This is a genomic window from Corynebacterium sp. NML 150383 (genome assembly GCF_002285085.1).
Taxonomy (GTDB): Bacteria; Actinomycetota; Actinomycetes; order Mycobacteriales; family Mycobacteriaceae; genus Corynebacterium; species Corynebacterium gottingense.
Window position 1 is genome coordinate 124,087 of the sequence record NZ_NSGK01000007.1, and the last position, 13,044, is coordinate 137,130.

At 69.3% G+C, this 13,044-nt stretch carries 10 protein-coding genes and 1 pseudogene; 10 read left to right on the forward strand and 1 reads right to left on the reverse strand.

Annotated features, from left to right (window positions below; all coding sequences use genetic code 11):
• Positions 1-8 precede the first annotated feature (8 nt).
• From CKJ85_RS08510 to ptsP, 10 genes are all read left to right on the forward strand, one after another.
• Positions 9-941 (forward strand): DUF6779 domain-containing protein, encoded by a 933-nt coding sequence (locus tag CKJ85_RS08510; protein ID WP_095554059.1) that lies wholly within the window; start codon positions 9-11, stop codon positions 939-941.
• On the forward strand, positions 941-1,636 hold the full coding sequence (locus tag CKJ85_RS08515) for a hypothetical protein (RefSeq protein WP_095554060.1): 696 nt from the start codon (positions 941-943) through the stop codon (positions 1,634-1,636). The genes CKJ85_RS08510 and CKJ85_RS08515 overlap by 1 nt, the downstream gene beginning before the upstream one ends.
• Positions 1,633-2,424 carry a pantoate--beta-alanine ligase gene (locus tag CKJ85_RS08520; protein WP_095554061.1) on the forward strand — a complete coding sequence of 264 codons (792 nt, stop codon included), beginning with the start codon at positions 1,633-1,635 and terminating at the stop codon, positions 2,422-2,424. The genes CKJ85_RS08515 and CKJ85_RS08520 overlap by 4 nt, the downstream gene beginning before the upstream one ends.
• A 20-nt stretch (positions 2,425-2,444) precedes the next feature.
• The gene (locus CKJ85_RS08525) at positions 2,445-3,728 is read left to right on the forward strand and encodes a hypothetical protein (protein WP_095554062.1); all 1,284 of its coding nucleotides are present in this window, start codon (positions 2,445-2,447) and stop codon (positions 3,726-3,728) included.
• Between the two features lie 121 nt (positions 3,729-3,849).
• The gene (locus CKJ85_RS08530) at positions 3,850-5,271 is read left to right on the forward strand and encodes a DHA2 family efflux MFS transporter permease subunit (RefSeq protein WP_233127007.1); all 1,422 of its coding nucleotides are present in this window, start codon (positions 3,850-3,852) and stop codon (positions 5,269-5,271) included.
• 19 nt (positions 5,272-5,290) lie between these two features.
• On the forward strand, positions 5,291-6,832 hold the full coding sequence (gene lysS / locus CKJ85_RS08535) for a lysine--tRNA ligase (RefSeq protein ID WP_095554071.1): 1,542 nt from the start codon (positions 5,291-5,293) through the stop codon (positions 6,830-6,832).
• On the forward strand, positions 6,833-7,999 hold the full coding sequence (locus CKJ85_RS08540; protein WP_143340188.1) for a glycosyltransferase family 87 protein: 1,167 nt from the start codon (positions 6,833-6,835) through the stop codon (positions 7,997-7,999). It abuts the gene before it with no gap.
• A gap of 76 nt (positions 8,000-8,075) precedes the next feature.
• Complete coding sequence (locus CKJ85_RS08545) at positions 8,076-10,118, forward strand: glucose PTS transporter subunit IIA (protein WP_095554064.1); 2,043 nt, start codon at positions 8,076-8,078, stop codon at positions 10,116-10,118.
• A 64-nt stretch (positions 10,119-10,182) separates the two neighbouring features.
• Entirely contained in the window at positions 10,183-11,013 is an 831-nt protein-coding gene (locus CKJ85_RS08550) for a PRD domain-containing protein (protein ID WP_095554065.1), read from the forward strand.
• A 31-nt stretch (positions 11,014-11,044) separates the two neighbouring features.
• Positions 11,045-12,730 (forward strand): phosphoenolpyruvate--protein phosphotransferase, encoded by a 1,686-nt coding sequence (gene ptsP, locus CKJ85_RS08555; protein WP_095554066.1) that lies wholly within the window; start codon positions 11,045-11,047, stop codon positions 12,728-12,730.
• Between the two features lie 66 nt (positions 12,731-12,796).
• Here the strand turns inward: ptsP and CKJ85_RS11895 are convergent.
• Positions 12,797-13,044: pseudogene (locus CKJ85_RS11895) on the reverse strand (HNH endonuclease); the annotation flags it as partial.

Consider the following 13,044-nt stretch of genomic DNA (forward strand, 5'->3'; position numbering starts at 1 on the left):
TACTAATCATGACTGCCCAACCCTCTTCTAGTGACCGCGGAAACCTCTGGGTCATCGTGCCGTTCGCGCTCGCGATCGTGGGCACGGTGGTGATGCTGTTTACCAACTCGGCAAACGCGCTGAAAATCTCGCTCATCCTCGCGCTGTGGGCCGCCGCGGCCGGGCTGATCGTGATCTTCCGCATGCGCCGCGACCGCGACGAAGCGACCCGCGCGCTCAAGCAGAGCGAGGCGAACCACAAGGAAGAACTGGCGCGCCTGGAGCGGCAGCCGGCCGCCGCCGCGGGTGGCGCCGGCGCGAGCCCGGTGGACACCGAGCTGCTCCGCGAGCTGCAAGCTGAGATCAAGGCGCTGCGCTCCCAGCTGGAGGAGATGAGCGGGCAGGTCTTCGAGTACGAGCCGGCCGCGGTGCGTGCGGCGGCGCGGCGCATCCAGGAACTCGAGCGCCCGGCGGAAGCGGAGGCAGCGGCTGCGCCGACTGCGCCGAGCGAGCCGGCTGAGCCCGTTGAGGCGCCCAAGGCCGAGCCCCACAAGCACGAGACCAAGGGGCCGTCGAGCTTTGACACCGCGAAGATCTCCGTGGTGCGCACCCCGGCGCCGGAGCGCGCGAACGGCTCCCACCGCCGCGGTCGCCCCAGCGGCGCGCCGAGCAGCGACGCTGTGCGCGGCAACATCGGGCAGCAGCCGCAGCGCGAGCAGCAGAACCCGCTGTCGGCGCTGATCAGCGAGCGGACCAAGACCGAAACCGCCGCACCCAAGCCGGAGCCGGAGCCCAAGCCTCAACCCCAACCGCAGCCGGAGCCGGAGGAGTACGTCGGGCGGCATGAGCAGGGCGTCGAGAAGCGTGAAAGCGATGAGCGCCGCGGAGGCCGACGCCGCCGCGATGCCGGCCGCGAGGGCTCGCTGTCCGTTTCTGAGCTGCTGGAACGCAACAAGCGCTAGTGGCGCCGACACTCTTGGCCGGTGCGATCGGCAACGCGTGCGGGCTCGCCGACGACCTCGAGCGCGCCGGGCACACCGTCCGCCCGCTCGACCTCGCGGACCCCGGGCTCATCGCGCACGTGGACCTCGTGCTCATCGACGTCACCAGCCCCGCCGAAGTCCGCAGCATCGCCGCCCGCCTCGCCCCGTACGCGCGGCCGCGCCAAATGTTCCTGCACACGGCGCTGCTCGGCGACGCGCAGCTGCTCGATGACGTGGAAACGGCGCACGCGATCGTCATGTGCGCCTACCGCCTCCACGACCGCACGTGGCTCACGTCCGCGGCCGACGAGCTCGGCGAAGGCGTCGTCTCCATGCTCGTCGCGGAATCCGGCGGCACCGCCGTGCCCATCGCAGATTCGGCGCGCCCGCGCATCGCCGCCGCGCAGGAACTCCGCGCCGCGCAGCGCACCTTGCTTATCGACGCCCACCAACTCCTCACCTCCGCCATCCCCAACCTCCCGGCGCTCGGGGACGAGCCCGCGGGCGAGGGGCCGGGCCTCGACCCGGCCACGGCGGACCTGCTGCTGGGCGCGATCGATGATCCAGGCGTGCGCCGCGCGTTCGTGGACATGCAGCGCAGGGGTGCGGAACAGGCCCGCGACGCCGCCATGCAAGTGTGGGCAATGGACAAATACGAAGGGAGAAACCAATGACGTTTACACCGGGAGCAGCGACCGTCGTGCGCGACGAGGCGCTGCTGGCCACCTACGGGCGCGCGTTCCGGAAGGTGGGCAAGTCGATCGTGGTCGTGCCGCTCGGCCGCGCGGTGCACGCCGGGCACATCGAGCTGATCCGGGCGGCGAAGTCGCTGCTGGGCTCGTACGTGTTTGTCACCTTCTCGGGCGACGAGGTCCCGGAAGTCTTCGCCGAAGAAAAGGTTGACGTGGTCTTCCACGGAGAACTGGGCTGCGCCGCCAGCGTGGACACCGGGATGGCGCACCTGGAAGACGCCGAGGCGGTCGGGCGCGACGTGGCGCGGCTGCTCGCCACGCTCAACGCCACCCACGCCACGGACCTGGTGCTGGGGGAGAAGGACTTCGAGCTGCTCGTGGCGACGCAACTGGCGGTCACGGCGCTGCGCATGGAGGTGAAGATCCACAGTGTGCCCACGGTGCGTATGCCGGACGGGCTGGCGGTGAGCCTGCGCAACGGCGACGTGCCGGAGGAGCACCGCGACGCGGCGCTCGCGCTGGCCGCGGCGTTGACGGCGGGCGCGCACGCGGCGGAGCACGGCGCGCACGTGGTCCTGGAAACCGCCCGCGGGGTGCTCGCCGCCGCCGGGGTCGAGCCCGCCTACCTTGAGCTGCGCGACCTTGCCATGCGCCCCGCCCCACCGACCGGCGACGCCCGCCTCCTCGCCGCCGTCGAGCTGGGCGGCGTGCACCTGATTGATAACGTCGGCGTGCCGCTGGGCGTCGGGTTTAAAAACATCGAGGCATAGCGGGCGCTACACTCTTGGGCATGTCTGTGTCCAACATCGCTGCACTGCTGAACCAGCGCTTCGGCTTCACCTTCGACCAGGAGCAGGTCCTGGAAACGGGCCGCACCGCCGATTCCACCCTGTACACCGCGTCTAACGAGAGCGGCCAGGCCGTGGAGGTCGAGCTGTTTGCCGCCACGCCGGGGCCCGACGCAGCCGATGTGGTCGGCGCGCTCAACACCGCGCTCGCGGAGGCGTCGCACCCGGGCGTGTTCCAGCCGCGCGGCGCCGGTTTGACCGACGGCGGGCACCTGTTCGTGCTGCGCGAGGCCCCGACCGGCACACCCCTGCGCCAGCTGCTGGGCGAGAAGCAGGCCGTCGGCTCCGCCTTCACCAAGACCGAGGCCCGCGACCTGCTCCAGCCGGTCGCCGAGGCCATCGACGCCTACAACCGCGAGGGCTACGCCGACTTTGTCGCCCGCTCGATTACACCGGACCACCTGCTGGTCCAGCCCGCCTGGTCGTCCACGCCCGTGAAGATGGCGCTCGTGGGCCCTGGGCCCTCGCTTAGCGACGCCACCGAGTCCGCCGAGCGCAACCGCGCCGATTTCCGTGACCTCGTCGCCGAGCTCACCGGCACCCCCGTGGACGCCGAGCTGGCCGGCGAGTCCGGCTCCTGCGCCGGCTACCTCCTCGCCCTGGCAGGCGGCGCCGCCTCCGCGGTCGAGGACCAGGGCCCGCTGACCTCCGTGGCGCCGCGCCCGCAGGACGGCTACCGCAAGCCCCCGGAGCCGTACGCCTACGGCCCCACCGGCGAGTACAAGCGCCCCGCCGTGGTGAAGAGCAAGATGAACCCGTGGCCCTGGATCATCGCGGTGCTCGTCCTCCTGCTCATCGCGCTCGGCGCGTTCTGGTGGTGGTGGGACAACAGCCGCGGCGCGCAGTGGGAGGGCGCCGACGCGGAGATCGCCGAGGCGTACCCGCAGCTGGTGTCCGGCAGCTCGGGCCAGAAGGGCTGGGAGGACCTGCAGTGCGAGTCCGCCACCCCGGAGCAGGGCCAGGAGGGCAAGATCCGCTGCGCCAACCAGGACCTGGGCGTGTCCGTGTCCAAGTACGTGTCGCAGGACGCGCGCGACGAGGTCGTGCCGGGCCGCGACGAGGCCGTCATCCTGGGCAGCGGCGAGTGCATGATCGACTCCTACGAGGTCCCGGACGCCTACCCGCCGGCCTTCGTGATGGTGCCGGAGAACAAGGAGCAGTTCATGGTGGTCATCAACGGCCACGAGGCCGAGGAGAAGCGACTCGCGCTGCCGATGTGCGAGTAGCGCCACCGCCCGCCGTGGCATACAGTAGGCGGGCTCAGCATTGCCTGGAGCACAGGGGAGCGTCGATAAGCGTGCTGCCCGCGTGCTCCTTCTTTTATCCCACAGAAAGGTGACTCCGCGCGTGACCGCCCGTACCGCTTCCGCCGCACCCAACCCGGCGGTCCTGCTTGGCATCCTCGTGTTCTCGGCGATGATGATGATCTTCAACGAGACGACGGTCTCGGTGGCCCTGCCGGCGATCATGCAGGAGTTCGCGGTCAGCGCCGACGTGGCGCAGTGGCTGCTCACCGGCTTCATGCTCACGATGGCCGTGGTGATCCCTACCACCGGCTTCCTCATCGAGCGGCTGTCCACCCGCACCCTGTACTTCGCCGCGATGGGCCTGTTCATCGGCGGCAGCGTGCTCGCGGCGCTCTCGCCTGCCTTCGTCGTCCTCATCCTCGCCCGCATCGTCCAGGCCGCGGGCACGGCGGTGATGATCCCGCTGCTGTTCACGGTCACGATCAACGTGATTTCGCCGCAGCGCCGCGGCACGGTGATGGGGCTCAATGCCGTGGTGATCTCGGTCGCCCCGGCGCTCGGCCCGGCGCTGGCCGGCGCGGTGCTCAACGCGTACACGTGGCACCACATCTTCTGGGTGATGGTGCCGGTGCCCGTGCTGCTCGTCGTCTGCGCGTTCTTCTTCATGCGCAATGTTGGCGAGACCCGCTCGACGCCGCTCGACCTGCCCTCGGTCGGGCTGTCGGTGCTGGCGTTCGGCGGCCTGGTCTACGGCTTATCGACGTTCACGCAGCTCCTCACCGGCGAGTCCGTCGCCCCGGCGATCGCGCTGGTGGTGGGCATCGCGTTCACCGTCGTGTTCGTGCGCCGCCAGCGCCGCCTCGCGGCCCGCCACCGCGCGCTGCTGGACTTCGGGGCGTTCCGCTACCGCGACTTCACCTGCTCCATCATCGCCGTCGTCTTCATCTTCGGCGCGTTCCTAGGCACCGTGAACTTGCTGCCCATCTATATGCAGGGCGCGCTCGGTCTGTCCACGCTGCTCACCGGCCTGCTCCTGCTGCCGGGCGGCGTGGCGCAGGGGATCGCCTCGCCGATCGCGGGGCGGATCTACGACGCCGTGGGGACCCGCCCGCTGGCCGTCCCCGGCGCGATCCTCATGGGGGCCTCGCAGGCCGCGCTGTGGCTGCTGCTTGGCGAGGACACCCCGGCGTGGGTGATCGTGGTCTCGCTGATCGCGGTGAACGTGGCGATGGCGATGGTGATGACGCCGCTGCTCACCGCGTCGCTGTCCGCCCTGCCGAACGCGCTGTACTCGCACGGCTCCGCGATCCTCAACACGCTGCAGCAGCTCGGCGGCGCGGCCGGCACCGCGGTGCTCATCGGCGTGATGTCGCTGCGCGTGGCGGCGGGCGCGACGCAGGCGGAGGGGTCTGCGTCGGCGTTCGTGGCGGGGGTGGTGGCGTCGATAATCGCCCTGGCCGCGGTGAGTCTTGTGGGCGGGCGGCGCGGTACCGTGACCGTGGAGTCGAGTGAGCCTCGCTGACCGACTACGATGGCTGAACGTGAATACGCCAGAACTTTCAGAGCAGCAGCAGATCCGCCGGGACAAGAGGCAGAAGCTTCTCGACGCCGGCCAGGACGCCTACCCAGTCAGCGTCGAGCGGACCACCTCCCTGCAGGACCTGCGGGCGAAGTACCAGGCCGTGCCCGAGGGGGAGGGCGACGGCGCGACCAAGCTGGAGCCGGGGCAGGAGACCCAGGACGTGGTGGCCGTCGCGGGCCGCATTATGTTCCAGCGCAACACGGGCAAGCTCTGCTTCTCCACCCTGCAGGAGGGCAACGGCACGCAGCTGCAGGTCATGCTTTCGCTCGCGGAGGTCGGCGAGGACGCGCTGGCCGCGTGGAAGTCGGACACTGACCTCGGCGACATCGTGTCCGTGAAGGGCCGGGTCATCGCTTCTCGACGCGGCGAGCTCTCCGTCCAGGCGCAGTCCTGGCAAATGGCGTCGAAGGCGCTGCGGCCGCTGCCCGTCGCGTTCGCGGACATGAACGAGGAGCAGCGCGTCCGCCAGCGCTACACCGACCTGATCATGCGCGAGGACGCCCGCACGAACGCGATGACGCGCATCCGCACCATCGCCGCGGTGCGCAAGTACCTCACGGGTGAGGACTTCGTGGAGATCGAGACGCCGATGTTACAGACGCTGCACGGCGGCGCCGCCGCCCGACCGTTTGTGACCCACTCGAACGCGCTGGACATCGACCTGTACCTGCGCATCGCGCCGGAGCTGTACCTCAAGCGCGCGGTCGTCGGCGGCATCGACCGTGTCTTTGAGATCAACCGGAACTTCCGCAACGAGGGCGTGGACAAGTCGCACTCGCCGGAGTTCACCATGCTGGAGACCTACCAGGCGTGGGGCACCTACCACGACGGCGCCGAAATGATGAAGGGCCTGGTGCAGTTCTGCGCCCGCGAGGTCTTCGGCTCCGAGCAGGTCACGCTTGCCGACGGCACCGTGTACGACTTCTCCGGCGAGTGGAAAGTCCTGGAGATGTACCCGAGCCTCAACGAGGCCCTCGCCCGCAAATTCCCGGGCCAGCCCGAGGTGACCATCGAGTCGAGCGTGGAGGAGCTCACCGCCATCGCCGACACCATCGGCCTCAAGGTGCCGGAGGGCGCCGGCTGGGGCCACGGCAAGCTGGTCGAGGAGATCTGGGAGGAGCTGTGCGGCGACCAGCTCTACGAACCGACGTTTGTGACCAACTTCCCGGTCGAGACCTCGCCGCTGACGCGCGACCACCGCGACAAGCCCGGCGTGACCGAGAAGTGGGACCTCTACGTGCGCGGCTTCGAGCTGGCCACCGGCTACTCCGAGCTCGGCGACCCGGTGATCCAGCGCGCCCGCTTTGAGGACCAGGCGCGCCTGGCCGCTAACGGCGACGACGAGGCCATGGTGCTGGATGAGGACTTCCTCGCCGCCATGGAACAAGGCATGCCGCCGACAGCCGGCTGTGGCATGGGCGTGGACCGCCTGCTCATGGCCCTGACCGGCCTGGGCATCCGCGAGACTGTCCTGTTCCCGATGGTCAAGCCGGAGGCGTAGGTGGCCGGAGGAGCGGGCGTTCCCGCGCACGGCGCGCACATGGCGCTGCTGCCGCGGCGCGTGCCGGCATGGCTGCTCTGGTCGGCCGCAATCATCGGCCTACTGCGCGCCGCGATCATCCTGCCGCTGCTTCGCGACGGCCTCGACTTCGTCCCCATCTGGGACGCCGTCCAGCGCTACACGCACGGCATCCCGGTCTACAACGAGGACTACTCCACGTCCGACCCCCACTACCTGTACGGGCCGGGGGCGAACGTTGTCCTGGCGCCGCTGGCGGTGTTCGGCTCGTTCGATGTGGCCCGGTGGGCGATGGTGGGGGCGAGTGTGGCGTCGATAAGCATTGCCCTCTGGTGGACCGCCAAGATGGTCGCGCCGGAGATGGCGCGCCCGCTCACGCTCGCGGCGATCGGCATCGCGTTCAACGTACCGGAGCCGGTGGAATCCACGATCTACCTCACGAATATCAACGGGTTCCTGCTGCTGGTCATGGTGGCGTTCGTGCACGCGTGCCTGCGCGACTACCGCGGGTCGAGGGTTGTCGCCATGCTCCTGCTCGCGTACGCGGTGACGATCAAGCCGCAGTTCATCGTGCTCATCGCCGTGCCGTTCCTGCTGGGGCAGTGGTGGGTGCTCGTCGGCGCGGGCGCGGTCTACGCGGCGCTGTTTGGCATCGGCTGGGCCACCACCGCGGAGCCGGGCTGGTACACCGAGCGGCTCGTGCCCTACCTGGCGGAGACGCGGCAGTACGACAACGGCGCGATCGGCGCGCTCGGGCTCAGCGGCGCGGGCACGGTCGCGGTGAGCATCGTCGTGCTCATCGGCGTGTTCGGCGCGGTGGCGGTGCTGTTCCCGCAGCGGCGCGAGCTTGGCGTGGTGTGGGCGTTTTGCACGATCGGCGTGCTGTTCTGCGGCGTGTTCCTGGTCGGCGGCCTGCTGCAGGGCTACTACGCGGTGTGGCTGATCCCGCTGGCCATGACGGCGGTGGACCTGCGCTCGCCGGTGCGCAGCTGGGCGGCCGGCGTGGCGCTGGTGTGCACGATGGGGGTGATCGCGCTGCCCGGGGTGCCCAGTTTGCTCTCTACCCTCGGCTGGAGTGCCCTGCCCTTTGCTATTGCGGTGGCGGCGGGCCTAAGATTGAGGCCAACAACAGGGTTGTTACCCGCGTGAGTTCGCGGGGCAAGACCTGGGGCGTTTTGGCGTCCCAGGTCTTTTTTGTTTGCCTGAAGCGAAAAGGAGCATACCGATGGCATCCACGAAGGTCGGCCGCCAGGAGCAGGCTGCCGACATCCTCGCCGGTATCGGCGGGCCGGACAATATTGTGAGCATGACGCACTGCGCGACGCGTTTGCGCCTCGAGCTTGTCGACGCCACCAAGGCCGACAAGGAACGCCTCGAAGCCAACCCCAAGGTGATGGGTGCTGTGCCGCAGGGCGGGAGCCGCTACCAGGTCATCATCGGCGGTGACGTGGCGAATGTGTACAACGACATCAATAACCTGCCGGAGATGGCGGGGCGCGGTGCCGTGTCCAACGACGACTTGAAGAAGCAGCAGCGCGACAAGGGCAAGGGCCGGCTGCCGTGGCTGGATACGTTCTTTGAGTACCTGTCGGACTCGTTCCGTCCGATTCTGGGCGTGCTGCTTGGTGCGTCGCTGATCATCGCGTTTGCGGCGGTGCTCGACGCGTTCCACCTCGTGGACTTCCGCGCGGAGGTGAAGACGCCGGGCTGGCAGTTCGTCGACGCGATGTGGAACTCCGTGTTCTACTTCCTGCCCGTGGCGGTGGCCTACAACGCCGGCAAGAAGCTCAACATTGACCCGTGGGTGCCCGCTGCGATCATGCTGGCGTTGTTCACGCCGAACTTCATGACGCTTGCCGAGCACCCAGAGGTGCGCACGGTCGAGCTCTTCGGCGAGCCGACCGACGTGATCGATGTCTTCGGCCTGCCGATGATCCACAACGGCTACGACGGCAACGTCTTCGTGCCGCTGATCATGGCCGCGGTCGCCGCGGCGCTGTACAAGGGGTTCCAGAAGATCATCCCGTCCGCGGTGCACATGGTCTTCGTGCCGTTCCTCACCCTGCTGGTGATGATCCCGGTCACCGCCTTCCTCATCGGCCCCTTCGGCTACCTGCTCGGCGCCTGGATCGGCACCGGCCTGGCCTGGATGAACGGCAACGCCCCGTTCGTCTTCGCGCTGCTCATCCCGATGCTGTACCCGTTCCTCGTGCCGCTTGGCCTGCACTGGCCGCTCAACGCCCTGATGCTGGTGAACATTGACACCCTCGGCTACGACTTCATCCAGGGCCCGATGGGCGCGTGGAACTTCGCCTGTTTCGGCGCCACCGCTGCGGTGCTGGCTATCTCGCTTCGCGACCGCGACCCCCTCATGCGCCAGACCGCTGGCTCCGCCCTGGCCGCTGGCCTGCTCGGCGGCATCTCCGAGCCGTCGCTCTACGGCATCCACCTGCGCTTCAAGAAGATCTACCCGCGCATGCTCGTCGGCTGCTTCGCCGGTGGCCTGACCATCGCGATCCTGGGCACCCCGTTCGGCGGCGTGAAGACCAACGCGTTCGTGTTCACCTCCATCCCGACCGTGTTCGTGTTCGACCCGATGTGGGTCTACCTCGTCGCGATTGCCGTCGCGTTCTTCACGGCTTTCTTCGTCATCCTCATCACCGACTACCGCACCCCGGAGGAGAAGGCGGAGGCGCTCGCCCGCGCCGCCGCTGCACGTGACGGCGTGGAGACCGAGGCCGCTGATCCGGCTCCCGCAACCGCCGCAGCACCCGCTGCTGCCGCTGAGTCCGCTGAGCCCGCCGTGGCGACCAAGGAGGTGCTCGCGCCGATCGCCGGCGCGGTCGTCCCGATGGACAAGCTCGGCGACGCCGCCTTCGCCTCCGGCGCGCTCGGCCACGCAGTCGGCATCGAGCCGCAGGCCGACAAGGTCACCGTCGCCGCCCCGGTGTCCGGCAAGGTCATTTCTGTGGCCAAGACGGGCCACGCCTACGGCATCAAGACCGCCGATGGCGTGGAGATCCTGGTGCACATTGGTATTGACACCGTCAAGCTCGGCGGCGAGGGCTTCACGCCGGTCGCCGCGAAGAAGCAGCAGATCAAGGCCGGCGAGCCGCTGGCGGAGGTGGACTTCGCGTCCATCAAGGCCGCCGGCGTCGACCCGACCGTGATCACCACGGTGGTCAACTCCAAGACGCTTACCGGTGTTGATGACCTGGCCACCAACACCGTCGCCGAGGGGCAGCCCGTCCTCGGCGTGACCAAGTAAGGCCCACTCAGCCACAGCGCGCCCGCAGCGGAAGATCCCGCGGCGGGCGCGTTACGCTTAGGGCATGCAAGTCCTGCGCGTGTTTAACAACAACGTCGTGCTCGCCCGCCGCGGCGACGAACCGGTCGTGGTCACCGGCCGCGGCGTCGGCTTCAAGATCAAGCAGGGCGACGCGCTCGACGAGTCCAAGGTACAGCGCATCTTCGTGCCTATCGACGGCCGCGACCCCGACCACGCAGGCGAAATGATCGCAGGGCTACCGGCCCGGGCGGTCGACGATGCCGCGGCCGCCCTCGAAGAGATCGGTGTGAATCCACGGCTGACCCTGGTAACCGCCATCGCGGACCACATCGGCGGCGCCGCCGAGCGGGCGAAGGCGGGCACCACCGTGGAGTACCCGCTTCGCGCCGAGGTCACGCACCTCTACCCGGAGGAGGCGGCGCAGGGGGAGCGGCTGCTCGCCGCGATCAACCGGCGGCTCGACGCGCCGCTCCCGCCCGAGGAGGCGACGGCGCTGACCCTCCACCTGGTCAACGCGGGGTTCAACACTGGCAACTTGGCGCAGACGTACCGCATGACGGGCGTGATCCAGCAGATGCTGGACGTGATTGGGGCTGAATGGGGTGAGGGGGTGGACGTGGCGTCGATAAGCACTGCCCGCTTCATCACGCATGCGAGGTACCTCTTCGTGCGGCTGGAGCGCGGGGCGCAGCTGGACCACGGGAATTCGCCGCTGACGCGCGAGCTGCTGCGCGCGTACCCCGCCGAGATGGAGGTAGCGCGGAAGGTCGCGCAGGTGGTTGAGCTGCGGTTCGGGCGCGAGCTGACTGACGACGAAGTCGCGTACCTGGGGCTTCACGTCGCCAGGCTGCAGGAGGCGCAGGCGGACGAGTAGTGTCGGGGGCGGACTAGCGAAAGGAATGACCATGACCAACCGCACTGTTCTCTACGGAATCGGAGTTTCCGCCGGCACCGCATCCGGCCCGCTTGCAGTTGTGAGGCCCGCCGTCGGCGTGGACGACAGCGAGCCGGCCGCCGTCGAGGGCGACAGCGAGCGTGTCAAGGCGGCGCTGCAGGAGGTGGCGGAGTCCCTGAAGCAGCGCGCCGAGCATGCGAACTCCGCGACGTCGAAGCAGGTGCTGGAGGCGACCGCGACGCTGGCGACGGACCGTGGGCTGATTCGCGGTATCGAGAAGGAGCTGAAGAAGGGCACCGGCGTCACGCACGCGATCCACGACGCCGTCGAGGTCTACGCCGGGAAGCTGCGCAAGCTCGGCGGCTACATGGCGGAGCGCGTGACCGACCTGTACGACATCCGCGACCGCGCCACCGCGCGCGTGCGCGGCCTGCCGGAGCCGGGCGTGCCGGACTTTGCCGAGCCGTCGATCCTCGTCGCCCACGACCTCGCGCCCGCCGAGACTGCGACGCTCGACCCGGAGCGCGTGCTGGGCATCGTCACCGAGGGTGGCGGCGCGACCTCGCACACCGCGATCCTGGCCGCGCAGCTGGGCATCCCGGCGGCGGTGCAGGTGAAGGGCATTCTTGGGGCGATTGACGACGCCACCCCGCTCGCCATCGACGGCGGCGTCGGCGAAGTCATCGTCGCCCCGTCCGACTCCGACGTGAACGAGCTGGAGGAGCGCTCCCGCCGCCGTGCAGAGGCGCTGGCCGGCTCGTCCGGCGAGGGCGCGACCCGCGACGGCTACAAGGTGAAGCTGCTGGCCAACATCGGTACCGCGGAGGACGCGGAGAAGGCCTCCAAGTTCGACCTGGAAGGCTCCGGCCTGTTCCGCACCGAGTTCCTGTTCCTGGACCGTGACTCAGCGCCGACCGTGGACGAGCAGACCGAGACCTACACCCGCGTGCTGCGTGCCTTTGGCAAGCGCCGCGTGGTCGTGCGCACCCTGGACGCGGGCGCGGACAAGCCGCTGAGCTTTGCCGACCTCGGCGAGGAGGAGAACCCGGCGCTGGGCCGCCGCGGGCTGCGCCTGTCCATGGTCCGCGAGGACCTGCTCAACGACCAGCTGCAGGCGCTGGCCAATGCCCACGCCAATGTGCCGGAGGCCGAGCTGTGGGTCATGGCGCCGATGGTCGCCACGGTGGAGGAGACCCAGTGGTTCTGCGACAAGGCCCGCGGTTACGGGCTGCCCAAGGTGGGCATCATGGTGGAGACCCCGGCGGCGGCGATCCGCGCCGGGCACGTGCTGAGCATTGCTGACTTCGCCTCGATTGGCACCAACGACCTGTCCCAGTACACGATGGCCGCCGACCGCATGCAAGGTGAGCTGGCGGAGCTGCTCAGCCCGTGGCAGCCGCCGGTGCTGAACATGATCAAGGCGACCGGCATGGGCGGCTACGCCACTGGCAAGACGGTCGGCGTGTGCGGCGAGGCCGGCGGCGACCCGCTCATGGCGCTCGTGCTTGTCGGCCTGGGCATCACCTCGCTGTCCATGGCCCCGACGAAGGTGAACGCGGTGCGCGCCGCGCTGCGCCTGCACGACATGGACACCTGCCGCCAGATGGCCAACTACGCCGTCGACGCCCCGACCGCGAAGGAAGCGCGCGAGAACGTGCTGAAGATCGCGGATCCGGTGCTCCGCGACCTGCTCTAACGCCTTTCGGGCATGCTTGCCCGCGCGCCGGGGTTGCTGGCGCGCGGGCTTTTGCGTTGGGGGGAGTTAGTCGGGCGGTTTGCGGCTGGGCGCGCGGGCGGTGTGGTCGGTGCCGGTGGGGGTGGCGTTTCCGTATGGCGAGACGTAATAGATCTGTCCGTCCCGCCGTTCGGTGTGTCCCCGGGCACCGGTCGCGGCCTGCGAGTTGTGGTACTGGCACAACCAACCAAGGTTCGCAGGCGTGGTCTCGCCGCCGTGGCGGTGTTCGCTCATGTGGTGCGCCTGGCAGCGTGTGGCTGGTACGGTGCAGTCTT